General features: G+C 37.7%; 22 protein-coding genes. 7 read left to right on the top strand and 15 right to left on the bottom strand.

Going from position 1 to position 23,423, the window contains the following annotated elements; translation table 11 throughout:
• Position 1: 1 nt before the first annotated feature.
• The 13 genes from ACR9EA_RS14865 to ACR9EA_RS14925 all read right to left on the bottom strand — a co-directional run bounded on the left by ACR9EA_RS14865 (position 2) and on the right by ACR9EA_RS14925 (position 7,798).
• Positions 2 to 475 (bottom strand): hypothetical protein, encoded by a 474-nt coding sequence (locus ACR9EA_RS14865; protein WP_102995003.1) that lies wholly within the window; start codon positions 473 to 475, stop codon positions 2 to 4.
• A 23-nt stretch (positions 476 to 498) separates the two neighbouring features.
• The gene (locus ACR9EA_RS14870) at positions 499 to 684 is read right to left on the bottom strand and encodes a hypothetical protein (RefSeq protein ID WP_138258701.1); all 186 of its coding nucleotides are present in this window, start codon (positions 682 to 684) and stop codon (positions 499 to 501) included.
• Positions 684 to 1,178: an N-acetylmuramoyl-L-alanine amidase gene (locus ACR9EA_RS14875; RefSeq protein WP_435134764.1), complete on the bottom strand. Its 495-nt coding sequence runs from the start codon at positions 1,176 to 1,178 to the stop codon at positions 684 to 686. The genes ACR9EA_RS14870 and ACR9EA_RS14875 overlap by 1 nt, the downstream gene beginning before the upstream one ends.
• A gap of 4 nt (positions 1,179 to 1,182) precedes the next feature.
• Positions 1,183 to 2,733: a YncE family protein gene (locus tag ACR9EA_RS14880; protein ID WP_435134767.1), complete on the bottom strand. Its 1,551-nt coding sequence runs from the start codon at positions 2,731 to 2,733 to the stop codon at positions 1,183 to 1,185.
• A gap of 182 nt (positions 2,734 to 2,915) precedes the next feature.
• Positions 2,916 to 3,722, bottom strand: coding sequence for a hypothetical protein (locus ACR9EA_RS14885; protein WP_435134770.1), 807 nt, complete (start codon positions 3,720 to 3,722; stop codon positions 2,916 to 2,918).
• A complete protein-coding gene (locus tag ACR9EA_RS14890; RefSeq protein ID WP_435134772.1) occupies positions 3,722 to 4,144 on the bottom strand; it encodes a hypothetical protein in 423 nt (140 codons plus the stop codon). The genes ACR9EA_RS14885 and ACR9EA_RS14890 overlap by 1 nt, the downstream gene beginning before the upstream one ends.
• 10 nt (positions 4,145 to 4,154) lie before the next feature.
• The gene (locus ACR9EA_RS14895) at positions 4,155 to 4,382 is read right to left on the bottom strand and encodes a hypothetical protein (protein WP_044638292.1); all 228 of its coding nucleotides are present in this window, start codon (positions 4,380 to 4,382) and stop codon (positions 4,155 to 4,157) included.
• Positions 4,383 to 4,391: 9 nt separating this feature from the next.
• Positions 4,392 to 4,940, bottom strand: coding sequence for a hypothetical protein (locus tag ACR9EA_RS14900; protein ID WP_435134775.1), 549 nt, complete (start codon positions 4,938 to 4,940; stop codon positions 4,392 to 4,394).
• 11 nt (positions 4,941 to 4,951) lie between these two features.
• Positions 4,952 to 5,371: a hypothetical protein gene (locus ACR9EA_RS14905; RefSeq protein WP_435134778.1), complete on the bottom strand. Its 420-nt coding sequence runs from the start codon at positions 5,369 to 5,371 to the stop codon at positions 4,952 to 4,954.
• 10 nt (positions 5,372 to 5,381) lie between these two features.
• The gene (locus tag ACR9EA_RS14910; RefSeq protein WP_138258694.1) at positions 5,382 to 5,951 is read right to left on the bottom strand and encodes a hypothetical protein; all 570 of its coding nucleotides are present in this window, start codon (positions 5,949 to 5,951) and stop codon (positions 5,382 to 5,384) included.
• 1 nt (position 5,952) lies between these two features.
• Positions 5,953 to 6,597 (bottom strand): hypothetical protein, encoded by a 645-nt coding sequence (locus tag ACR9EA_RS14915; protein WP_435134780.1) that lies wholly within the window; start codon positions 6,595 to 6,597, stop codon positions 5,953 to 5,955.
• Positions 6,598 to 6,700: 103 nt separating this feature from the next.
• Complete coding sequence (locus ACR9EA_RS14920; RefSeq protein ID WP_435134782.1) at positions 6,701 to 7,588, bottom strand: hypothetical protein; 888 nt, start codon at positions 7,586 to 7,588, stop codon at positions 6,701 to 6,703.
• 57 nt (positions 7,589 to 7,645) lie between these two features.
• On the bottom strand, positions 7,646 to 7,798 hold the full coding sequence (locus ACR9EA_RS14925; RefSeq protein ID WP_435134784.1) for a hypothetical protein: 153 nt from the start codon (positions 7,796 to 7,798) through the stop codon (positions 7,646 to 7,648).
• A gap of 398 nt (positions 7,799 to 8,196) precedes the next feature.
• Here ACR9EA_RS14925 and ACR9EA_RS14930 point away from each other — a divergent pair, with 398 nt between their 5' ends.
• The 3 genes from ACR9EA_RS14930 to ACR9EA_RS14940 are packed head-to-tail and all read left to right on the top strand — an operon-like array spanning position 8,197 to position 11,568.
• On the top strand, positions 8,197 to 8,967 hold the full coding sequence (locus ACR9EA_RS14930) for a DUF6577 family protein (protein WP_435134787.1): 771 nt from the start codon (positions 8,197 to 8,199) through the stop codon (positions 8,965 to 8,967).
• Positions 8,964 to 10,019, top strand: coding sequence for a nucleotidyl transferase AbiEii/AbiGii toxin family protein (locus ACR9EA_RS14935; RefSeq protein WP_435134789.1), 1,056 nt, complete (start codon positions 8,964 to 8,966; stop codon positions 10,017 to 10,019). Before ACR9EA_RS14930 ends, ACR9EA_RS14935 begins: the two co-directional genes overlap by 4 nt.
• Positions 10,020 to 10,026: 7 nt before the next feature.
• Positions 10,027 to 11,568: a hypothetical protein gene (locus ACR9EA_RS14940; RefSeq protein WP_435134792.1), complete on the top strand. Its 1,542-nt coding sequence runs from the start codon at positions 10,027 to 10,029 to the stop codon at positions 11,566 to 11,568.
• 3 nt (positions 11,569 to 11,571) lie between these two features.
• Here ACR9EA_RS14940 and ACR9EA_RS14945 read toward each other — a convergent pair whose 3' ends face one another.
• Together ACR9EA_RS14945 and ACR9EA_RS14950 are read right to left on the bottom strand one after the other, a co-directional pair.
• Positions 11,572 to 14,136 carry a DEAD/DEAH box helicase gene (locus tag ACR9EA_RS14945; protein ID WP_435134794.1) on the bottom strand — a complete coding sequence of 855 codons (2,565 nt, stop codon included), beginning with the start codon at positions 14,134 to 14,136 and terminating at the stop codon, positions 11,572 to 11,574.
• On the bottom strand, positions 14,133 to 15,041 hold the full coding sequence (locus ACR9EA_RS14950; RefSeq protein WP_435134797.1) for a HamA C-terminal domain-containing protein: 909 nt from the start codon (positions 15,039 to 15,041) through the stop codon (positions 14,133 to 14,135). Before ACR9EA_RS14950 ends, ACR9EA_RS14945 begins: the two co-directional genes overlap by 4 nt.
• 119 nt (positions 15,042 to 15,160) lie before the next feature.
• On the opposite strand from ACR9EA_RS14950, the gene ACR9EA_RS14955 reads away from it, so the two are divergent.
• Genes ACR9EA_RS14955 through mads6 form a run of 4 tightly spaced genes read left to right on the top strand, consistent with a single transcriptional unit; the run spans position 15,161 to position 23,421 of the window.
• Positions 15,161 to 15,883: a DUF6577 family protein gene (locus ACR9EA_RS14955; RefSeq protein WP_435134800.1), complete on the top strand. Its 723-nt coding sequence runs from the start codon at positions 15,161 to 15,163 to the stop codon at positions 15,881 to 15,883.
• Position 15,884: 1 nt separating this feature from the next.
• Positions 15,885 to 17,906 carry a methylation-associated defense system DNA methyltransferase MAD2 gene (gene mads2 / locus ACR9EA_RS14960; protein WP_435134803.1) on the top strand — a complete coding sequence of 674 codons (2,022 nt, stop codon included), beginning with the start codon at positions 15,885 to 15,887 and terminating at the stop codon, positions 17,904 to 17,906.
• Positions 17,906 to 19,282: a methylation-associated defense system restriction endonuclease subunit S MAD5 gene (gene mads5 / locus ACR9EA_RS14965; protein ID WP_435134805.1), complete on the top strand. Its 1,377-nt coding sequence runs from the start codon at positions 17,906 to 17,908 to the stop codon at positions 19,280 to 19,282. Before mads2 ends, mads5 begins: the two co-directional genes overlap by 1 nt.
• The gene (gene mads6, locus ACR9EA_RS14970) at positions 19,270 to 23,421 is read left to right on the top strand and encodes a methylation-associated defense system protein kinase MAD6 (protein WP_435134808.1); all 4,152 of its coding nucleotides are present in this window, start codon (positions 19,270 to 19,272) and stop codon (positions 23,419 to 23,421) included. Before mads5 ends, mads6 begins: the two co-directional genes overlap by 13 nt.
• Positions 23,422 to 23,423 lie beyond the last annotated feature (2 nt).

The raw sequence follows: 23,423 nt of genomic DNA on the forward strand, positions 1-23,423 counted from the left end.
GTTAATAGCTTTCTAAAATGTCTTTTACTCGTGCCACTTCATCGGCATCATCTAGGTAATAAGTGATGTACTCCGCCAAACTGCCGTATTTCATGGCACTGAACATTCGAGAAATCAGAGAAAGATTATCGGCACTCCCGGCTTCTTCCAAAGCTGAATAAATGGCTCCTTCATCATCATTGTACCAGGAACCTGCATCATAAATTTGGGTAGCCAGTTGTTTTGCCCGATCGTGGGATAGCGTAATTTTTTCCGGACGGGCATAATTCGGATCAAAGCCTTTATAGCTCATAATGTCCCGAATCTTCTTGCTGCTTTTACAGTCGGCTATTCCTGTTTTGCAAAGAATCGGACGTATCACGCCAAAGTAGGTAATACCAATACCCACGAGGATAATTCCCCCTATGATGTAAGGGGTAGCCTTGTTTTGTGATAAGCCTTCAACGGCTTTTGCTCCTGCAACTGCTCCTACCATGTTTTCTGCTTTTTGAGACTGATTTATATGCCTATAATTTCCTCCGTGGTTTCTTTCACTTCGCTTTTGGTTAAGCCATTATCTTCCAAAAAGGACTTCAAGCGATTTTTGATTTGCTCTTCTTTTTTAAGAGCCGTTTGCTTGTCGTACTTAATGTAGATTTGTCTGCCTAGCCAAAAGCCTATTGCCAATGTGATTACCGTTCTCATTAGTCTTCTTCTTTGTAAATGTTTGCTTCTGAAATACCGATGCTTTCCAACCACTTAGGAACATCAAAACTTGGACAAGCTTTGCTTGCTCCGGGAGCTTGATTATGACCTAAAACCTGAATGTGAGGATGGCGTAATACCATGAACTTTACATAGGTTTCCAAAGTGCCTTTTTGCTCTTTAGTCCTTGTGTCTTTCGGCTTTTCACCGCTTTCATCAACACCGCCTACATACACCACATGCCTTGAATTACCATTGATACCACGCACTCCATTGGATATTTCCCATGGATCTACTTGGTCATCTTGGTTGAATGGTATAATGTTTACAAGCTCTCCATCGAGGTACACGATGTCCGAATATCCCGGACGGTTCCAACCTCTTCCTCCCAAATGTTTTGGGTTGGTATGCATGCGAATAATATCGTCCTTAGTAAGCTCTTTGCCTTCAGGACTTGCTGTACAGTGAATGACCAGATAATTTAATTTTCCCATTGTTTTAAATTTTAATTGTTGGTATTAAATATTTGAATTGAAGCTGTTTGTAAAAGACCAAAATCGTAATAGTCTGTCCGGGAGCTATCTTAAACTCCCATGTCGATTTTCCATCAATCACATCACCACGAACGGCTGTTACTTCCGCTACATCGAGGTAGTTCTGTGGACTTTTGTAATTGTTGAATGAAATCGGGGTAACGTGTTGTTTTCCTGTTGGACTTTGGTGAATGAGTTTTAAGCCACTTGCTCGGTTTTCATCTGAAAACACAAACTTGGCATGCTTCACCAAAGCAGGTTTGAACTGAAATTCCGCTCGTTTTTCAGGATAACTTTCATTTATGGTGATGTCGCTACTACTTTCGGAAAAACCGATAAAAGCAAGGTTGCCACCACTTGTATTGGTCGTAAACACTTCACCGCTCGGTAAGACAGCTATACCAATATTCGGTGCATTGTTGAGCGACAAAGTTTCTGAAAGTGTTCCAGTTGTGGAATAGATATAGGTTAAGCCTGTTTGACTGCTCAACACGTATAAAAATCCATTAACCGGATTATAGATGATTCCACTCGGTTGAAACCCTAACGGATAAGTGTTTTCGATGTTTTGTGTTTGTGGATTGAGCTCCAGTAATTCATTGCTGTTCTTGGCGATTAAAAACAAGCTACTTGTAGTAGCGGTAAACTCCGTTGGATAATCTCCTGTGGCATTTATTTCACTTAACAGATTATCGGCCGCATCAAATACACTCACTGAATCTGAAATTGAATTACTTACCCAAACTGTTCCTTGCTGATTCCACACCGAAACTGTTCTTGGATCTTCTCCAGTATTTAAAGTTGCCACTACATTGTAGGTAGAGCTGTCAATTTTGGAAAGCGTATCATCCAATAAATTACTCACATAAAAACAGCTATTTTCAGGATTGAAGGCAATGGAAGTTGGTCGATTACCTACCGGAATAGTTTGAATGATGTTATGTGTAGCATCCAGTATTTTAACTGTATTCTCAACCGAACAAACTACCCATGCTTCCCCATTGGAAGGGTTGAAAGCAACATCCACCGGAGAAACAAATCCGGGATAAAAACTACCCAAAGCAACGGTTTTTGCAATTGCCCCTGATGTATCCATGATAGTAACACTATCACTCAACTGATTGACTACATACAGTAAGTCATTGAACGAATTGAAGCCTACATTTTGAGGGTGTACGCCTGTTTGTATCTCTTGATTCACATCATGATCTTGAACATCTCCGGGCAACGGTTTACTGATTGAAGTACCCATATTAGCTCCCCATAGATTGATGGTTCTGACCGAAGTACCATTGTTGGTAAGTGTAATTTGTGTTTTGGATATTTCAGGTAAATGAGCTGCCTTTTCCTTGTAGTTCTTTTGAACTTCCAATGCCTTTTGGGCAAAGGCTTTTAATTTCTTTTTCTTGCGTTTGGCTTCATCAAAATCATTGGAAACATCCATTACACCTGACACCGTTCCCCATGTTTTTAAGTCCTTTTTATAGGCTTTAGCATAGTTGGGATTTTGAGCCATTAATGCCTGATGAATACGAGCATTGGAAATGCCAATAAAGTTGCTTTCGGTATCATCACCGTGCAACTTAGTCTCTTTGTCTGAGGTAGTTATTGGCTTATCTTCCTTATCGTTTTTGAAAAGGAAATAACCTGTGCCAACCACCGCCAAAGCTCCCAATAACCCTATTTTCTGCTTGCTGTTCATACGGCTTTGGCTTTGTGGTTCAACATAATTTCTTGGGTATTGCGATACCTGTCAATGAAATTGATAATATCCTGAGCTCTTGTTACATGCTGACTTCCCACGGTTTCGGGGTGCATGGCAAATACTTTTGTAGCAGCATATACCGCTTCAATTTTTGGGTATTGTAAATCCAAATAGAGCTTTAATGCAGCAAGGTCTGCCGGACGTTCTTCTCTTGTTGGTATCTGAAAATGTTGGCGTTCGTGCAATAGCACAAATAGTCGCACCGGAATGGTAAAATGCTTGAATGCCTGATTAGACACTTGTATTCTTCCGGTCTGACGGTTAGTTCTTGCAGGAGTTACCATCATGTTGCCAAACTGGTCTTTAATGACCGGTAGCAACTGAATCAAAAACTCATGATCGGGTGAATCGAAAAATCCGGGCTTGTATGTACCGCTATACTTCGCAAAGTTTTGAGCAAAGTCGATGAATCGGTGCATGGCAGGTTGAGCCCAAATTTCAGAGGCTTTCATTTTTTCAACCTCAAATTTTTCAACCACATAGCCGTTATCCTCACCGGATTCGCTATTATAAATTTCCACCAATAAAGTTTCAGGAGACAAAGGCATGGGAATAGAGATTTCCTTGTAATTCATGCCATCTCTGATTGCCGAAGGCTTGAAAGGAACCTTTCTTCTGAAATAATAGGAATTGGCTCTATGGGCATCATAACCTTTAAGGGCAATAATGACCGGTCGAAGGGCTTTAATTCCTACCTTCAAAACAAAACGATTGTTATATGTTGGTACTGGTACTAACATTAAGCGGACTGGATTTGTACTTTCTTATTCTTTTGCATGACTGAAAAGCCGTACGCTGCAATCACTAGCACGGCAATTCCTCCGATAATCATTACTTCTTTTGAAATGCCTTTTTTCTCAGGCTGTGGTGCAGGCTGCCCACCGCCCATGGAAATATCATAATCCGATGGGGTGTCGTCTTTAAAGAATCCCACGATATTGCCAATGGTACTGGTAATCCCTTCTACACCTCCAGCTTTTTGAAAACCTTCTTTTTGCTTTCCCCACCATTGTTGGCGTTGCTCTTTACGAGCTGCTTTTTCTTCCGCAGTTCGTTTTGGTTTTGCCTGTTTGTTGGGATCTTTCTTAAATAGGTTTTTCAAGAAGTAATCGTAATTATCTTCTCCACCGTGTATGATATATTCTGTTTCTCCTGCAATCATCTTGATTCATTTAAAGGATTCTTAATATTCTAAGCGTAGAACCTTGTGGCTCATAGTTTACCGCCTGATAACCTTTTCCGACAAAGGGGTAGCTTTTGGCTTCTCCCGGAGGCAAAGGCACATTGTTCACAAGAGCTGTGCTCGTTCCCACGTTCTTGATGGAAGCGAAGAGAAAACCTTGGGGTAAGTTTCCGTTGGTTGTTGCTTCTTCTTCCGTTATTTGAGCGAGTATGTCCATGCTTGTTCATTATTTTCTTATCATTCCAATTACTACCAATGCAGCCACACCAACTCCCACAAAAACCAAGGTCTTCTTGCTCATTCCAAAAGGAAGCATAGAAGCTTGTTGTGGTTGATTTTCTGTGTTTTCGACTGTTAAATTGGTAGTGGTTTCCGTTCCAGTTTGCTCGATTATTTCCATAGGTTTTGTGGTTGGTTCTTCTGATTTAGAAGAGGTATCCACTAGAGCTTTTTTTACCTGTGGTTCACTCACTATGGGCTCTTTCTTTGGAGGTAAATCCGGAGCAATTTGCTTTACAACCGGTTTGGTTGTTTTTACCGGAACAGGACGACTAAACCTTGGTTTTCTGCCCTTGGCAATTCGTTTTTCATCCCTTTTTTCTCTTCGGGCAATAACTTTAGGGTTTTGGCTTCTCTTTTCCTTTCTCTTTTTGATCCACTTGCCAATGAATTCATCGTACTCAAATTCATTTCCTAAGCCATCAACAAAGTTGTCTTCCTCTTCCAAAAGACCTCCATAAAACTTCAATTCATATAATGGATTTGCAGCTATCATACTTCAATTTTTTATGCCGTTTGTACTGGAGCAGCAGCTCCTTTTTTCTTCATGGATTGATACACTAAGCCACCAACTACAAGCAATCCAATGACAATCATTACCGGACTTCCCATGCCTGCTTTTTGCACTTGTGGTGCAGGGGTTTGTGCCGTTGCAGTTGGTTGTGGTGCTTGTTGCATCATCATTTGTGGAGCCATCTGCGGTGTTGGTGCAGGTGAAGGAGAAGCCAATTGCTTGGTCAATCCTGTTTCCGCTCTTAGTGCTTCCGTTTCCGCTCGTTGTTGGTCATTTTTCAGCTTTCGCTTTTCCATTCGCACCTTATGCCTTTCGGCTTTTCTTTGCTTACACTTTCTGCCAAAGCATAAAAAGTTGTCCCACTCATCGGTAGGTTGACCGGTTATTCCGAAGTTGTAATTGCTTAATTCCATGATCTATCGTTTATGAAGGATTTACATTGATTGAATTTTTTCTCTGCCGGAAATAGAAGAAGCTGATAATGCCCAGTAAGCCTAATACTCCAATTATGAGGTATAGGCTTTTTTTGCCAGCCAACTTGCGTTCTTCCGCAGCAGCTTGTTGTTCCTGGGCTTTCATGGCAAGCATATTATTCAGCATTTCTCTGCGAGCTTCTTCCTTCGCCATTTTCTGCTTGTTCTTGCCACCTACAATACTTCCCACAGCTCCGGATATTCCGGCAATTGCTCCGGCTATGGCTTGTACATAATGGTATTCATCTTCATCGGGATTATAGGCGGTTTCCGATTCCACCATTTTACTAAGTAGCTCCGTGAGTTCTCTGTTGAATGCTTTGTTTTGAAGGGCTAATCCTTCTACCAATCCATTGGCAAGGGATATTTTATCGCTCGTTGGAACCTGAATGCCGTACCTATCCAAAAGCATTTTATAAGGCTTTGGATTTTTGGCAACTGCCACTCCAATTAAGGATAGAGCAGCCTTGGATTGCTGATTGAGTGCCTGTGTATTTTCCTCTTTGACTATTCTAATCATCTTAGTTGCTTTTTATGGAGGATCCGATGAGAACACCGGCAACCAGTGTTAAGCCCAAAATCACTAATCCGTCTTTTGAAACGGAAAAGCGGTCTTTGTCTTTGGGTTCTTCCTTTGTTGGGGATTCAGCAGTTAGTTTTCGCTGTCTTAATTCATTCCAAACCAGTTGAACTTCTTCCATGAGGGATAAGTCTTCCGGCTTTTTGTTGGAAGCTGCCAATACTTCCTGATAATGTTTTTCCAATTGAGAAGTGGTCATGTCCACCAACTGATCAATGTAGTCGCCTACATCCAAGTTGGAATCGCCACCAAAGTTGCTGTTGCCACATGCTCCACAAAAGTTGGATTCAGGATTGAAGGAGCTACTTCCACATGCACCACAAAAACTATCTTCTTTTTGATTGCTTTCGGGTTGGTTCAGTTTCAGAATCAAATCTTTTTCCGGATGAATCGTTAACAGATGCGGAACAATGCTTTTGCCCTCGGTTTTCACCAGTTCCTTTGTTGCCTTCACTAAATCGTGAATGTTCTTTGAAGGATGATACCCTTGGTCAAACAAAAGTTTGCGTGCACCATCCGGATTGCCATACACGATGTATGCAATGCGATTTTGTGCATATTTCGACCTTGTTAAACTTTTCTTCATCGTATTTCAATTTGAGTTTTACAAAAACAGCCAAAGAGCTATCGCTGACTTTGGCTGCTTAATGGTTTACCTGTTATGAGCCTGTTACAGCTTGCATCGGTTCTTATCTTCTTCTGCGTAAGAATCCTCTTCCTCCAGGTCGTCTTCTCATTGAAATACCACGTCTGCGTCTAACAGGGCTAGGTCTTTTTCTGACAATCTTCTTTACCAGTTTCTTAGGCTTCAACCCAAAGGCTGATGGCTTCTTACTTCTGATCAAGTCTAATTGTGGAAGACCGGTAGTTCTTGGAGCAGTTGAAAGCTCGGCAACATTTTTACCGTCCAATAGGTTACCCATGTTGGCTCTTGCTTTGATTGTGAAGGTGAATACCACCGTTACACCATCTTTAAGCAATAGTCTGATGCTATCTTGTCCTGTAACATCCATCTCAAAGTTGTGGTCATCAATCAAACCTTGAGTGAAGTTTTGAGGTGAAGTCGCATTTCTAGGTTGGTAAACTCTTACTGAATTGCTCCCTGTTGCTGTCCTTTTGTTGATTTTCAACACATTGTCAAACTGCAATGGATTGGAAACCGACATTTTCATTCCCACAATCTTGAAAGGATTGGCTTTTGATTCCTCCCTTACTTCTTTGTGCGAACTCTCTTCAACGGTTACCGTTACTCCGGCAGGCTGAGCTGCTTCCTCGTTGGCTCCAAACAGAATGGCTTCTGCATCGGCTCCGGAAGTGTTTTTAACTACTACGGTTAAGGTACGGTCGTTCGGATCAATACGTCCAATGGATGTCGTTTTGTAGCTATCGTACATATCGTCATCATCGGCAGGGATGTATTCTACTTCTTCATCGTAGTATTCATCCTCATCGTAATAACTGTCTTCGTTACCTTCAAATCCGGTATCAAAGTCGTCCTCTTCATACCCATCGTAGTCATCGTATCTGTCTTCGGCATCATCTTCGTATGCCATCAACTCATCGTTATATGGATTCATTTTGAATGCTTTTTTAAGTGTTTGTAACTAAATTCAGGTAGCTCCACCATGGAACTACTACTTTGTTTCGCTGCTTTCTGCTAACTTTTTAGCTTTTGCTTTCTCCATAGCCGGATCAATCACTTTTTTGGTGAGGATGGTACCAATCACAAAAACTCCTAGTGAAACTCCTGCCATAATGCCAATTGATTTCCAATCAGTATTTTTCATTTTGTATCGTTTTAAATTTTTAAATCTTCCGAATTGAACTGTGCGGTTTTTAAACCAATTGTGGAGCTAAGGTCAGGGTAAAACAAGGCGAGAAAAAGGACAAAAATTGTCCTATGGTGAGTGTTTGCCTATGGACAAACTTTAAGGCAAAAACCTGATGTAAAGCGGTACAAAAAAGGAAGGGATTTAATTTATCCTAGGTATAAATTAAATGGGTATCGGAATTTATTAGGGAGATAAATTCAAGGGAAAGGACAGATTCCTATAATTAGCTACTAAATGACTTTTGGTGGCTAATTATAGTATTTTCAAAAATAACCACTATATTTGTATCAGTGGCTAATTATAGTTTTTCTAAATAACGCCACTAAATAAGGTTTAGTGGTTAATTATAGATAATGACAAAGTTCATAGAGAAACAGCTAATAGAGACTTTTAAAGGAAAAACTCAATTCGATCGGGATGAGCTATTCGCCTTTTTAAAGCAATTCGATCCGGAAATGACCGAAACGGCTTTATCATGGCGTATCCATGACTTACTAAATAAGAATATCATTAAATCCATAAAACGAGGGGTTTACAGTATTTCAAACAGTAAAAAGTATGTTCCTGCTATTTCCGATAAGCTTGTAAAACTCTCAAAAATTGTCGCTAAGGAATTTGACAACCTAGATTACTGCTTATGGAGTACAGAATGGTTTAATGATTTTACCCGGCATCAAATGGGCACTTACTTCTATTTGTTAGAGGTAGAAAGGGATTTTGTGGAAGAAGTATTCAATGCGTATTCCGAATCCAAACAATACCGAGTGTATCTCGATCCTAATGAAGACATCATGGAAAGGTATGTGGAAAGTGAAATTTCCATCGTCATTAAACCTCTAATCAGCCGTTCGCCCAAACAAAAGGTTTCCATAAAACCCAAATCAAAGGATAAAATTCAGCTTCCAACTTTAGAGAAAATGTTGGTAGATGTTTTCTGCGATTCCGTAACCTTTTACACGGTTCAGGGAAGCGAGATGGAAACGCTGTTTGAAAATGCCCTGAAAAGGTATCATATCAATTTTAGCCGAATGCTGAATTACGCTAGGAGACGGAAAAAAGAACCTCAATTGAAGGCTTACATGAGTGAGCATTTTGGGGATATGTTAAAAGATATTTTAGAATGATAAAAGCACATTGTTTTACCAAAGAATGGATCAACGGCTTTAAGCAGCAAAAGCATTTGAAGCGTATCAACCCTCCGATACTGGAGAAAATGATACATGCTCTTTCCTTGTTACAGCAACTTAAAGCAAATGGTTTAGATTTCACCTTTAAAGGTGGAACAAGCCTTGTGTTATTGCTTGCGAAGTCAAGACGATTTTCGGTAGATATTGACATCATTACTACTCAAAGTCGAGAAGAAGTTGAAGCTATCCTGGACAAAGTGGTGGCAAACTCACATTTCAACAAATGGGATCTGCAAGATAGAAGAAGCTACAAAGAGGGTGTACCAAAAGCTCATTACGAATTTGATTATGAATCGAGTCTCAATCAAAGTGCTCACTTTGTATTGTTGGATATACTGTTTGAGAAAACCGATTACCCTAGGTTATTAGCAGCTCCCATTCAATCGGAGTGGATTGAATCCGAAGAAGTATTGGAAGTAGCTATTCCCTCTATTGAATCTATTTTAGGAGACAAACTCACGGCTTTTGCTCCAAATACCGTTGGAATCCTTTATGGAAAGGACAAAGAGCAGGAAATTATTAAGCAACTCTTCGATATTGGCTGCCTGTTCGATGAAGCCGAAAACGTAGAGGAAATTGCGTTGAGTTTTGAAAAAATTGGAGTAAAGGAAATCAACTACCGTGAACTTGAAATTGGTTTATCGGATATACTGGATGATATTTTCACCACTTCTTTACTCATTACCAAGCGAACCAAGAACACCGAAGAGCCGGACAAAACGAGATTTACCGAACTCACTACCGGAATACGCAGGTTTGAAGGCTTTTTGATAGCAGAAAACTTCAAAATTGAAGATGCCATACTTGCAGCAGGTAAAGCAGCTTACCTCGCCAAACAATTAAAAAACAAAGACCATTCAGCGATAGAAAAGTTTAACGGTCAGGACATTAGTAAACTGGAAATTTCCGGAGAGCTGAACTTCCTAAACAAGCTCAAAAAGTCGAGAGACAAAGCAGCATTTTTCTATTGGTATAAGGCGTTGAATTAAGATAATTATGATTCAAAAATACTTGCATTCAGCATTTCAGTTAATCGACAGGGTAAACAAGTCGAAGCATAGTTTCAATATAAAGGTATTCAGAACACCCAAACATGCTTATAGTGATCGGGAAATGCAGTTTGAGAGAAAGGAAAACAAGTATTGTTTTCAAGCAACAACACTAGTTCGCAGGGGTGTCCAAACTGGTAAAGAGCTAGAAATAAAAAGGGAAACAGAAGTCGAATTAAAAAGTGATGGATTTAATCTATACACACAGGGTAAAAATATTATCCCAAATCGAATTTCTTATTCTGACATAGAAGAAGTTCCTCCATTAAAAATAATCGAAGGACAAATCACCGCCCTATCGACTAGAAAGCAATCATTCTTCAACTCGGATAGATATTACAGGGTTATATTTCCTTTGAGAAAAAAGGTAAGTCTATTTGGTGATTTTACGGGCTGGGCTTATTCAATAGATGGAAACCGAGTATTAGAAACATTATTGAAACTTCATATTTCAGAGACAGAATTTCATTTTTTTACAGTGAACAAAACTAAAAATGAACACTACTTTGTTATAGACTCTACTTCCAAAATTGATTTGAGTAACTTTCTGAGGGCAGCAAATTCCATTTTATTGACTTATGCTTTTTTAAAAGGCGATTATCATGGTAAACAAGCATATATATTAACATATTCGCATAGTAATTTTAAAACTCCTTCAAGCCTATCTACAATGATAATGGCAGGAGAGGTTTATGACGGATTTGCAATTCATTCTACCAAGCCATTTAGCATTGTTCAGTTGCAGAAGAAAATTCGTCACAAAAAAGACAGTAATGGCAGAATAATCGGTTCAGACACCAAGTGGGCAAATAAATATATGGTAGAATTCCCTTCTGAATGCTATGCTAAAATTTGTGAGCTTATTTATTTAAACGGTGGGGTTTTAAGAGCAGTTATATTGTATGTTAACAATCATCGAGCTACGTTAGAACTTAAAATACCAACATTGTTTGTGGCAATTGAAAACATCACCAAAATATTAGTTGGTGGTGACACAAAAAAACCTTCCATTATTCAGGAAGCAGCACTTGTTAAAAAAATAAAAAAAGTAATTAAGGCTTCTGTTAAGGAAATAAATGAGATAAAACGGGAACATAAACCCGAAGGTCTGGATTGTGAAACCGAAAAGGAATATGAAGCTAACTTCGCCCGAATTTGCTCAAAACTGCACGGCTTTAACGAAGGCTCAAATAATAAAAAACTAAGCGATCCCTTTTCAGTTTTAGGCTACGCTTTAACAGAAGAGGAAAGCAACCTTTTGAAAATTGATCGTAATAAATTTTTACACGGTGATGATTACTCCAAAATAGAAGAAAGCTATGAAACGGAATTCAAAGAACTCTTTCATATCAGTCTTCGGTTACAAAAATTAATTGCCGTTCTTTTGCTTAAACAAGCAGATTATTCCGGTTATATTCTTAATAACGCAAAGATTCATGACTATATCACGGAAAAAGAATTGTCTGAGGAAGTTTTTGTAAAAATATAGAGCTTAAAAACTTTCAAACTCGAATATCTCTACAAGTTCCTTCTTTTCATCGGTTCCATCCTTTATATCACTAAGTAGTTTGTTGTGGTTGAATTCGACAAGGCTCTTGTTTTCAAATTTCAAACAATTCGAATGATGCTTTAAAATATAAATGGCTAAATGCCTAGGAATTCCAATGTTTTGAATTTCTATAACCTTATAATCTGTTGTACCATATTCCAAAAATTCAGCCCAATTCGCTCCTGAATTCTCTTCTCCAATTTTGTCTTTTAAAAGGAGGTAATAATTTTCAAAATAGTTTTTGAACTTAAATCGAAGGATATTATCAATTTTGGTAATCAATTCATTGATTGCGAAATTAATATGGTGTGGATTACTGGAACTAAATAACGTCCGTTGGTTATTGTTATCGTAATAAAAACCTTGGTTCTGATAATGTCTTATGGCATTAGTAATCATGAGATTAAGTGGGGTTGAAGTAATCCAATTATTCATGATAGTTGCATAATAATCTAAGCTCCTTTCCGATTTATACATTGGGCTCTTTCCTCCAGACTCTTCTGCCTCCCAGTTGTAAAATCTACTGATCTTTTTCAGAGCAGCTAATACATTCTGATATGAGATGTCATGTGTAAGAATATGTTCTTCTAAATCTGTTCTTTTATAAATGTCATTCTGATACCTTGCTTTAATAGTAGGTGATGATGAAAGAATTCTTTCAGGAACAATATTTTTCTTCTTCTCATCAGCAAGGAGCTTCTTTGCTGAATCTATTTTTGCAATAAAATTGGATCTCAACACAGAATCGTCCGACCTTAACTCATGTATAAATGCTATGTTAGCATATTGATTCCAAAGTGCAATTTCTGTATTCGTTGGAGATTTTTTTGTAAACTTCTTTCCGGAAATAGCCGAATTCAAGTTCTTGAAAAAGTTCTTTTGACCTGAAATAACAACTGGTTTGACAGGGTTAATTGTTTTTGATTTTACAACCTTTAAATCTTTATCCGGATTATCCCATCTATTACCTTTCCTTTCAATTCTAGTGCATATTATATTTCCGGAAAGCTCTTTAGTTAATCTTCCTGCTCTTCCGGCAAGGTTCCAAAAATCTATATCAGTAAACTTTGATAGTCCAATGGCATTACTTAGAATGAAGATGTTTTTTGCAGGCAGGTTTACCCCTTCCAAAAGAGTTGAAGTGCAAAACACGTAATCAATGACCTTGTTCGTAAATAAAATTTCAACTTTCTCCCTGATTCTTTGAGGTAAGCTACCAAAATGAAATGCTACACCTTTCTTTAAACAATCAATCAGAAAATACTTTTCATGTAAGTAATCCTTGATAAGGTTTATTACTTCGTCTATTTCAGGACTTTCCTTATCCGGTAGGGTGTTTGAAAAGTCTAATGCATAGTTTATAGTATCTTCTTTTGTGTTGCAGTATATAATGCTCTTATTATCTGATGAAAGTTTTTTAAGCCAATAGAAAAAATTTGTCCCTTCGAAAGTAAGAGGTATTGAAATCTCTTCCCCCTTGCCTGAAATAAGAGAACATTTTTGATCAACTAGGTCTAAGAAATACTTATTCTGTGCTACTGGAGAATTTGAGATATTGATTTTCTCATCTGTGCTTTTCTCAAATAGCTGTAGAAACACTTCTGGATTTGGAATATTCGGGGAAGCGAAAAACAGTTTGATACTTTTTCTCTCTGCCTGTAAGATAGAGTAATAGTAAATCGGGCTTCTAGTGTCTTTTTCAGCAATTATTTTTTGAGCTTCATCAATAAATAGGTAATCAATTTTCGGATTGTTCAAATCAGCCAAGTATGACAATAACCTTTCAGGAGTAAAAACAAAAATATACCTGGTACTTTCATTCTTGTAAAAAGCAGGTACAATCGGATGTACTAGTATTTTATAGTTTTGAACATCTTTAAAGTCCTTCTTTAATCGAAGGATTGTTTGATTTATCAATGCACGAGTTGGAACCAAAATAATTAAGTTATCTGTGCCCTTATGTTCAGTAATCAAATGTCGAATAAAGGCGTTGATAATAAATGACTTACCTAAAGATGTCGGTCCTGAGAAGCTAAAATGGTTGTTATTCTTTAGCAGTTCAAATATTTTGTACTGTGCATCTGTGAATATGAAGTCACTGTTGGGAATTTGCTGAAATGTTTCCTTTACAGCTCGCTCAAACAGTGTTTCGGGTGAGTATGAAATATTTTGATTTTGATCTCCTGATTCAATAAAACTAAGGGCAGGGAAATTACCTAGTTTGATTAAAATGGAGTTTGTGAAAAACTTATAGGTCGGATCATCCTTAAAATCGTCAATTAACAAACTTGTGATCTTATACGCTATGTTTAGCATCTCCGCATTTTCAGACCTTGAAAACAAGTCTGCAAAACGAAGAATGTCAACCAGCTCCTTATTATTTAGTTTCAGTTCAGGGTTGTTAGTCCTGAAAAATAAGTGGGCTTGTCGCTTCTCCGTCTTTTCTATTAGTTCTTTGAAGTATTCATTGTCCAAAGATTTTTCTGCTAGCTCCTGTATAAATGTCATTTTGTTAAACCTTTGGTAAGTTCTTGATTAGATTCTGCTATGTTCGTGAAAGGCAAAATGTATAGGTAAAAATTGTGTCCAAACAGTTTATACTCATCAATTTTCTTTCTAATGTGTTCAAACTTCCCTTCGATTTCTTTCTTAATAGAATCATGTATTTGCTCCCGAAAATCTCTATTTGGCAATCTCATTTGTTCATCAGATATTTCTATCTCATAGCCAATAAATACACCAAAGGCATGATCCACTTCAAAATCATTATCCTTAACTGGTACTATTATTTTTTCAAGAAAGGACTTTTCCTCATCATTAAAGGTTTCTTTATCTAAGTGATCACTAATCAATCCTTTTTCGTACGGAAGACCACTTTTCTCATGTCCTTTGCTATTTACCTCATTCTTAAACTCCCAAATTGACTTGATAGCATTCGTTATTGCCGAGGTCAGGTCAGCTATCATTTTCGATTCTCCAAAAATTATTTGAAAGTCACCATTTTCAAGTTTTAAATAATGCACCCCATCAGAGCCATTTACATAATGGCTAGTTGATGTTTTTAATTCAAGTTTGGAAAGGATTTTAGGAGCTTTTAAATGTGATTCCAGAAATGAATATAAAATTAGCTCTCCAACTTCTCCTTTGTTATTAAGGTAGTCGATAAATTTTTCTCTCGCTCTGTAATTTAATGGTCCAGGAGTTTTAGCATATTTTTCTTTTACCTTCCTTGAAAGTGAGTAGCTAATCATCGGATCCAACAGGTTCATCTTTAATTGGTCGTAATCAAATTCATTTGAAGAGGTCTTCAAAATGAAAAGCTCTACTGCATTTTTTTCATGCTCATCTAGTTTGTATGACCCTGCATGATTGAATGCATTCAAAAAGTCAGAATTCGGTATGCTTAGCTCCATTTTCTACTAATTTTAAAAGAAACCCAGTTATTATTTTCAAACTTACGGCAAATATAATAATTACTTGCCAAAGTTTTGTAATTTCAATATTATATTTATCTTTGAACTTTTGATAAGGAATGAAAAATTCAGAACTCGCATCGAAACTAAAGGAGCATTTTGCTAATCAATCGGTTATTACCACAAAGGAAATTACCGAGGTATTGGTCAATGCCTTCCCTGAATTATCACCAAGTACCATTTCTTGGAGGCTTAATCAGCTCAAAAAAGAAAAGCTAATCTACCAAACAGGTAGAGGCTTGTACTCCTTTGAGTTTAAGCCGGAATACACTCCTGACTTCAGTCTTAAAGCAAAACGACTTTACAATCGCATAAAGCCCCTTTGCAAAGCAGATTTGAGTATGTGGGATACCCAAATGCTCAATGATATTGGCGAAACCAGTGTTGATAGGTATTGGATGTTCCTTTCAACAAACAAGGAAGAACTGGAACCATTGTTTGAAAACATGTTGGATTTCAGTAAACAAACCTTCCTTCAACCTGATAAGGAGGTTATTAGCAGGTATTTAATGGCTCATAATGAAGCGGTAATTATCACTCCCTTGGTATCAGAAACACCACTTTACAAATCGGGCGAATACACTACACCAACCATTGAGGGTTTGTTGGTAAATGTATGGTTGAAGTACGAAAGTTACTTGCAGCCTATCGGTTTCGATATAAAAACATTGTATGAGAAGGCTTTTAAAAAGTACAGTGTAAATCAAAGCAAACTGCTTCGATATGCTGCTCGAAGAGATAAAAGAAATGAGATTAATGAATTCATAAAATCAATAGCGTAATATGTCCACAGAAGTAATTGAACAAGAAGATATAGTATTAGAAGACAATCAACTGATTTGTGTTCTAACAGGTGAGGTTAAAAAAGTAAAAGCCCAAGAATCTAACCTCCAGTCGGTAATTATCATGCTGAACGAAGAGTATGGTTTTGACCTAGATGATATGGAGCGTGATTTCAAAATTGAATATACCGATCCTGATACCGGAAAGTCCAAGAAGCAGAAAGTGGAATTGGTGGTTTTTGAAAAAGGCAAACCACATGAGCAAGAACATGTAATTCGTATCTGCATTGTTCAGGACGATAAGGTTAAGGAAACCGATAAAAAGAAAGGCTTGGCTGCAACACTTGAAAACGCTATGGGTGCTGTGGAAAGCTGCGAGTTCGGTTTGTGGGCAAACGGCTCTAGCTATCATTTCTTGCAAAAGGAAGACGATGCACTGGGATACGACTATGAATTTGTGGACTTGTCGGATTTCCCTGGGGAAGGTGAAACATTAGACGATCTTGACCGTGCAGACCGCTCTAGCAGTAGAAAGCCTGCAAACGATTCATTAATCAAAGTATTTAAGCGTTCGCATGACTACATCTACGGAAATGAGGGACGAAAGAAAGATGCCTTTTGGCAGTTGCTTAACCTTATTTTCTGTAAGCTCTATGATGAAAAACGCAGATTTATCTGTGCTGAAAATGGCGAAAGCTACCGCAGAAAGTTTTGGGTAGGTGTAAAAGAGCAAAACTCCGAAGATGGACGAAAAGCTGTTGCAGACCGAATTAAAGGTTTGTTTGAAGAGCTAAAATCGGATTCTGTTTTCTCAGAAGTGTTTGACGGTAATGAGGCTATTGGGTTAACTGATAAAGGACTTGCCTTTATTGCAGGTGAACTTGCTAAATATTCCTTCTTAGATGCCTCTGTGGATGTTAAAGGAATGGCTTACGAAACCATTGTAAGCAACACACTAAAACAAGAAGCCGGACAATTCTTTACACCAAGAAATATTGTAAAAGCCATGGTAGAAATGCTGAACCCTACCGAAACGGATAGAATTCTGGATCCGTGTTGTGGTTCGGGAGGTTTCTTGGTAATGGCGTTAGACCATGTGCGTAAGCAAATTGCTACTGATATGTTTCCTGATTTAGATGGACCACTATTGGCAGAAAAGTTTAACTCTATTGAAGTAAACGAACGCATTAGACAATATGCAGAGCGAAGCATTTTTGGTTTTGACTTTGATCCTGACTTGAAAAAGGCAGCTCGTATGAACATGGTGATGGCAGGAGACGGACATGCCAACATCTTCCATGTAAACTCATTGGCTTACCCTAACTGGGAGCACCCCGAAGAAATTGAAAAAATTAACGCTTCCATTAGTCGAAGTTTAAGTGAAATGAAAGACTTAGACAATGCCTATGGTAGCGATGCTCGTGAAAAGTTTGACATGGTATTTACCAACCCTCCATTTGGGGCTAAGGTAAAGGTAGAACAAGAAATTGCAAGCCAATACCATTTATCTGCATATAGCGATGCTCCGGAAGTATTGTTTATTGAAGCATGCTACAACTTTTTAAAGCCGGGCGGTAAAATGGCAATTGTACTGCCTGATGGTATTTTGGGGAACCCAAATACTCTACCGGTACGTGAATGGATTTTAGACAAATACAAAATACTCGCTTCTGTGGATTTGGCAGTAGAAGCCTTTTTACCACAAGTAGGTGTACAAGCCTCTCTTTTGTTTTTACAAAAGAAAACTGAGGTAGAACGCCAATTAGCCCAAGACAGTGCCGAAGATTACGATGTGTTTATGGCAATTGCCGAAAAGCTTGGGAAAGACCGTAGAGGAAATCCTATCTACTTACGTGATGATGATGGTGCAGAAATGCTTTTTGATGTGGAAACCAAATACCTGAATTACAAAAAGGATGGTTCAAAAGAGGTAAAAGCAAGGAAGGAGAAAGTGAAGCTCCTCGATGACGATTTACCAAAAATTACCGAGGCTTATTTCAATTTTTTAAAAGGAGATTTATAATGGAAATAGCATCTGTACCTTATAAGAGCATTCTGAATGGCTCAAATATTATGAAGCCCAATTACCATTTAAACTATGGTAAAAAAAGGATAGAAAGAGCCGTCAAAAACAAGAAATCATTTATTCCACTCGGTGATGCAGTTAAAGATGTTTATACCGGGGGGATTTTTAAGCGTGTTTTCGTTGAAAAAGAAGAATATGGTTTGCCATATATATCTGCTCAACATATGATGAGCTCAAATCCTCTTGAAGTGGCTAAAACCATTTCGAAAAAATATACTCCAAGACAAGAGGATATGACTTTGAGAAATAAGCAAATATTGGTTAGCTGTGCAGGAACAGTTGGAAATGTAAGATTAATTGGTGAAGATTTAGATGGTGTAATTGGTTCACAGGATATAATCAGGGTGATAGCTAAAGAAGGTGATTATCCTTTTGGATATGTTTATGCTTACTTAGCTTCTCCTACGGCATACAATTACATTCAATCATTCATCTATGGTTCAGTTGTTCCAAGAATAGAACCAAATACATTATCAAAACTTCCAGTTCCTTGTTTTTCTGAAGAAATACGAAAAAAAATTCATTTACTCATTGAGGCATCACTCAATGAGAGAGGTAATGGAATTGAAATGTTAAAAAAGGCAGTTGCCCAATTAGAATCTCGTTTACCGGATTTAAATAAAGAATCTATATACAGATTACCTCTTTCTAAAATTGGAAAATATAGATCGAGATTCGAAGCTACTCTTCAAATAAATAGTACTAATGAGTTTTATGCAAAACTAGAATTTGAAGGAGTTGAAATAAAACCAATTTCAGATTTATCAGCGTCTGTTTTTACTCCGAATATTTTTAAAAGAATCAAGGTAAAAAAATCACAAAAGAGCGTTCCTTATTCAGGTGGTGCAGAATTATTGAATTTCAGACCCAAGCTAGATACATACCTTTCATCCAATACAAAAAACCTAGTTGATTATAAACTAAGACGGGGTTATTTAGCTATTCAAGATTCAGGTAGCATTCAATCTATGGGATATGTGTCAATAATTCCAGATTATTTAGATGGAATAGCAGCAACAAACAATTTAGTAAGAGTCGTTCCAAATGAAGAAAATAACATGAATGAATACATTTATGCTTTTCTCAAAACTCAACAAGCCAATGCAATTCTTAAAAACTCAGCATACGGAACTGGTCAGCTGCATATTGACACGAATCTTATTAAAGATCTCAAAGTTCCACTATTTAAAGATCTAATTAAAGATGTTAGCAATAGTGTAAAAGGCTACTTGAATCTGATTGAGCAGGCATATCAAAAAGAAAAAGAAGCAATCGACTTAGTAGAAAAAGAAATTGAATCATGGCAAAAATAATTAAACCACCCTATTTTGAATCGGTTGTGAATGCCGGAGAAAAGCGTTTGCTAGATTATTTAGAAGTAAACCTTCCGGATAGTTATTACTTGGTTCCTAATGTAGAAATTGCTTCTACTAATCCACGTAACAACCGTACGCAATATTGGGAATACGACTTAATTGTGGTGGCTCCCCATGCTGTATACAACATAGAAAACAAAGATTGGAAAGGACGTATTGAAGGAGACGATAATTACTGGTATGTAAACGACAAGCAACGCAACAATCCATTAAGAACCGGTCGTCAAAAAACTGCCATACTCGCCTCTAAACTTAAAGAGCATCAATACGACTGGGGGAAAGCATGGATTCAAAACATGGTTACGCTTTCGTTCCCAAACACCTATACGCCTTCACTTTGGCAAGAAGCTGGCAAGCTTACTTTTCAGCTCGATGAAAAACTGATTGAATACATTACCGATCCTTATGGAGTTGGGAAATTAGAAAATGACATTGCCAATATTCAAAAAGATATTATTGAGTTTTTAATCGGGAACCAAAGCAAGAAAGCTCCTGACGAAAAACGTGAAGTTGAAGGCTATGAGATTATTGAGGTTTTACAACAAGAGCCAAACTTCACTGAGTATTTGGTAAAGCCAAAAGGTGTTACCTCTTCTATCCGCAAAAGAGTAAAAGAATTTTCCCTACAAGTTTCAGGTTTATCACCTGAAGAGCTTCGCAAACGTGAGGAATCTATCAAGAACCAATACAAGGCATTGCATAAGATTAAGGCGAAACCTTTTATTCTGAATGTAGAGTTTAAGATTGACGAAGAAAACCACCTGTTTTATGAGATTTCAGACTTTTTAGATGAAAATTCGTTACGTGCAGAAGCTCGTTCCAAAACCTTCACTTTTCAAGAGAAAATTGGCATTCTTCGCAATATAATGGCTGCCTTAAAAGAGGCTCACAAGGAAAATATTTACCATAGAGACATCAACCCGGACAATATCTACATGAGCAGTGGTTATGCTTATTTAGGAAACTTCGGTAAATCATATTTCACCGATCATAACGAGCAAGGGTACACGGTAATGGCAACCATCAACGAGATGAATGCCACGCCTTATCATCCTTTAGAATTGACTGTTGGTGATGCTTCTCGTTCATCAGACATCTACTCACTTGGGGTACTAATTTATTGGTTATTCACCAGTGAAGAGCCGTTTAAAACACCATACGAGTTAGACAAACTAGGTGGTCAAATACCGGAAGAAAAACTACCAAGCCATATCAACAAGGCTCTTCCTAAATGGTTGGATGAACTTTGCTTAAAAACCGTACTAACCGATGAGTTAAAACGCATTGACAGCATTGAGGAACTCGAAAACTTTATCAATGATTCCATTAAGGAATCACAAACAGAGCCTCAGCCTGCTAAAACAACCCCTTCCAAAGTTCCACAACAGAAGGAAGCTCACGACTTAAAAGAGGGAGATCGTGTTGGAGAATATGTTATTCACGAAATACTAGGACAAGGAGGTTATTCCAAAGTTTTCAAGGTTAAGCACAGTATTCAAGGTAAATACTACACCATGAAACTTTTCCATGAAAGTGTTAATGTTCAGTCTGTATCAGATGAATACAACGCACTAATCAACCTAAATCAAAACAACATTGTGAAGTTTGTTTGGAATGGAATTGCCCCTACCGGACAGTTTTTTACATTGATGGAGTTTTTGGATGGCGAAAACCTAAGCATGTACACTCGTACTGATGCTCGTCTTCCAATTTACCGTGTATATCAAGCTGCTAAAGATATTTTAGGAGCATTGGTTTCTATGCAAAACATGCCAAAACCAGTATTGCATAGAGATATTAAACCTCAAAACATTATTTGGGATAATCAGGAACGATTTGTTTTGATTGATTTCAATGTAGCTTCGTTTGCCGAAGACAATAAAGACTTTGTTGGAACCAACCCTTACTTGGCTCCAGACTTAATTACAGATAACTACAAAGTAAACTGGGATAAGTCGGCAGACACCTTTGCTTTGGGTATTACGCTGTATGAGCTTATTTGTAAGCAATACCCATGGGCTCCAGGGAAGCTTCCATTAATGAGCAAAGATCCTATTGCACCTAAAACCATAGAAGAAAGACTTTCAGATTCTTTTGAATCCTTTTTGTTAAAAGCGATAAGTCCAAATGGAGCTAATCGTTTTAAAAATGCCCAAGAAATGTTGGATGCCCTATTGGCAATTGGTGAAGAAGGCATTTTAGAAAGTAAAACAGCAAAAGCGGAACCTGCCGTTGAGATTGAAAAACAGGATGATTTTGTAAAATACATCAACTCTCTTTACAGTCAGTCGAAACATGGAAACTCAGGAACTAGAGCCAATTTTGATACCAATGTTTATGATGAATTAACCTACACACCGACCAAACTGGATAACCACCTGATTCCGGCAATATTGGATGGTCAATTCAAGCTTTTAATCATTACCGGAAATGCCGGAGATGGTAAAACTGCTTTTATCAGAAAGATTGAAGAAGATAAAAACATCAGTCAATTGGAGCGTTTTGGTCATAAAAACGGAGCTCGATTCAAAATCAATGGCGTATCGTTTGAAAGCAATTATGATGGTTCGCAAGATGAAGACGAAAGAGCCAACAATGAAGTACTGGAGAGCTTCTTCCAACCTTTTGAAGATATTTCAAATTACAACCAAGCCAAAGAAGGTAGAATTATCGCCATCAACGAAGGTAGATTAGTTGAGTTCTTAAAAACCACACAGAAGCATAATGCACTTCACGATCATATTGAGAATTACTTCTATAACGAAGGGCATCATGAATTGCCGGAAGGCTTAATGATTATTAACCTGAATTTACGTTCAGTGGCAGCTCAAACGGATAGCGAACCAAGTTTATTCAGACAGCAAGTAAAAGCCCTTACTCAAAAGAAATTATGGAGTAAATGTGAAGGCTGCTCTTTGGCGAATCAATGCTTTATCAAATACAATGTTGATTCTTTCAATGATACGGCTACCGGTGAAGAAGTAATAACAAGAATGGAATGGCTGCTAAGAACAGCTAGTCTAAAAAGAGAATTACACATCACTATGAGGGACTTACGTTCTTTCATAGCCTACACGCTTACACGTGATTATGATTGTAAGGACATTGAAAGCTTGTACCAACAAAATCAATCCTCTCCGGAGCATTACTGGCAACATTATTACTTCAATATCACCAACCCTTCGGTTGACGATTCAGGTAATCAGGATAGATTAATCAAACTGCTCAGAGAAACCGATATTGGTGAAGTTTCCATTCCTGATTTGGATAGAGATCTGTTCTTCGGAAAACATCAATCGAAACATTACCTCGAATTTGCTGAAAGAGAAATCAATCTGTTGGATGTATTTAATTCAACTGAAAGAATTAAACCAACCTATGAACAAGATGATAACGAAATAGCAAGAATAAAGACCATTCAAAAGAACTTTGTTCGTCATCAATACTTCGAAGGAAAAGCGGAATTATTGAGCATTCAAAATGGCTATGTAAAAGACAATGGTGAAGAGGAAACCTTAAAGCTTCCTTCATACCTGTTGAGATTGCCATACCACTCTGTATTCAAGTTTGTGAAGGTATTGGAAGAAGGTGATACAGACAACCATACAAAAGCAAGTATTTCAAGAGCTATTTCATTAAACGAAGGCTGCGATAATCCGGGAATAGACCAAAATTATTTGGTGCTTTCTTCTACGGAAATTAGAGATCCGTTTAGTAAGTCGTTCCGCTTATTTGACCTGAACGATTTCGAGCTGTTTGTAAACAGAACAGATCATTTGGTGAAGTACCTGGAGTATGAACCGGATAGTTTAACCTTTAGACATAAAGGAAAAAATACGAAACACATCAAGCTTACCATTTCCTTAGACCTATATGAAATGTTGTATTTCATTCAGCAAGGCTTTAGCCCATCATTGAATGACCTACGAGGAAAATTTGTGGAGTTAATCATCTTCAAAAACTTGTTGGAGAATCTGAACTACAAAGAAGTGGTAGTTACTAAGGATAATATGGAGTTTTTTAGAATCAGTAAAGACGAACAGAGCCGTCTTGAAATTCAACCAATGGAGATATAACT

The organism is Formosa sp. A9 (assembly GCF_051200825.1).
Lineage (GTDB): Bacteria > Bacteroidota > Bacteroidia > Flavobacteriales > Flavobacteriaceae > Formosa.

Excerpts from the sequence above, each read along its gene's own strand:
- ACR9EA_RS14865 (WP_102995003.1), bottom strand. The coding sequence starts at position 475 with ATGGTAGGAGCAGTTGCAGGAGCAAAAGCCGTTGAAGGCTTATCACAA.
- ACR9EA_RS14870 (WP_138258701.1), bottom strand. The coding sequence starts at position 684 with ATGAGAACGGTAATCACATTGGCAATAGGCTTTTGGCTAGGCAGACAA.
- ACR9EA_RS14875 (WP_435134764.1), bottom strand. The coding sequence starts at position 1,178 with ATGGGAAAATTAAATTATCTGGTCATTCACTGTACAGCAAGTCCTGAA.
- ACR9EA_RS14880 (WP_435134767.1), bottom strand. The coding sequence starts at position 2,733 with ATGGCTCAAAATCCCAACTATGCTAAAGCCTATAAAAAGGACTTAAAA.
- ACR9EA_RS14885 (WP_435134770.1), bottom strand. The coding sequence starts at position 3,722 with ATGTTAGTACCAGTACCAACATATAACAATCGTTTTGTTTTGAAGGTA.
- ACR9EA_RS14890 (WP_435134772.1), bottom strand. The coding sequence starts at position 4,144 with ATGATTGCAGGAGAAACAGAATATATCATACACGGTGGAGAAGATAAT.
- ACR9EA_RS14895 (WP_044638292.1), bottom strand. The coding sequence starts at position 4,382 with ATGGACATACTCGCTCAAATAACGGAAGAAGAAGCAACAACCAACGGA.
- ACR9EA_RS14900 (WP_435134775.1), bottom strand. The coding sequence starts at position 4,940 with ATGATAGCTGCAAATCCATTATATGAATTGAAGTTTTATGGAGGTCTT.
- ACR9EA_RS14905 (WP_435134778.1), bottom strand. The coding sequence starts at position 5,371 with ATGGAATTAAGCAATTACAACTTCGGAATAACCGGTCAACCTACCGAT.
- ACR9EA_RS14910 (WP_138258694.1), bottom strand. The coding sequence starts at position 5,951 with ATGATTAGAATAGTCAAAGAGGAAAATACACAGGCACTCAATCAGCAA.
- ACR9EA_RS14915 (WP_435134780.1), bottom strand. The coding sequence starts at position 6,597 with ATGAAGAAAAGTTTAACAAGGTCGAAATATGCACAAAATCGCATTGCA.
- ACR9EA_RS14920 (WP_435134782.1), bottom strand. The coding sequence starts at position 7,588 with ATGAATCCATATAACGATGAGTTGATGGCATACGAAGATGATGCCGAA.
- ACR9EA_RS14925 (WP_435134784.1), bottom strand. The coding sequence starts at position 7,798 with ATGAAAAATACTGATTGGAAATCAATTGGCATTATGGCAGGAGTTTCA.
- ACR9EA_RS14930 (WP_435134787.1), top strand. The coding sequence starts at position 8,197 with ATGACAAAGTTCATAGAGAAACAGCTAATAGAGACTTTTAAAGGAAAA.
- ACR9EA_RS14935 (WP_435134789.1), top strand. The coding sequence starts at position 8,964 with ATGATAAAAGCACATTGTTTTACCAAAGAATGGATCAACGGCTTTAAG.
- ACR9EA_RS14940 (WP_435134792.1), top strand. The coding sequence starts at position 10,027 with ATGATTCAAAAATACTTGCATTCAGCATTTCAGTTAATCGACAGGGTA.
- ACR9EA_RS14945 (WP_435134794.1), bottom strand. The coding sequence starts at position 14,136 with ATGACATTTATACAGGAGCTAGCAGAAAAATCTTTGGACAATGAATAC.
- ACR9EA_RS14950 (WP_435134797.1), bottom strand. The coding sequence starts at position 15,041 with ATGGAGCTAAGCATACCGAATTCTGACTTTTTGAATGCATTCAATCAT.
- ACR9EA_RS14955 (WP_435134800.1), top strand. The coding sequence starts at position 15,161 with ATGAAAAATTCAGAACTCGCATCGAAACTAAAGGAGCATTTTGCTAAT.
- mads2 (WP_435134803.1), top strand. The coding sequence starts at position 15,885 with ATGTCCACAGAAGTAATTGAACAAGAAGATATAGTATTAGAAGACAAT.
- mads5 (WP_435134805.1), top strand. The coding sequence starts at position 17,906 with ATGGAAATAGCATCTGTACCTTATAAGAGCATTCTGAATGGCTCAAAT.
- mads6 (WP_435134808.1), top strand. The coding sequence starts at position 19,270 with ATGGCAAAAATAATTAAACCACCCTATTTTGAATCGGTTGTGAATGCC.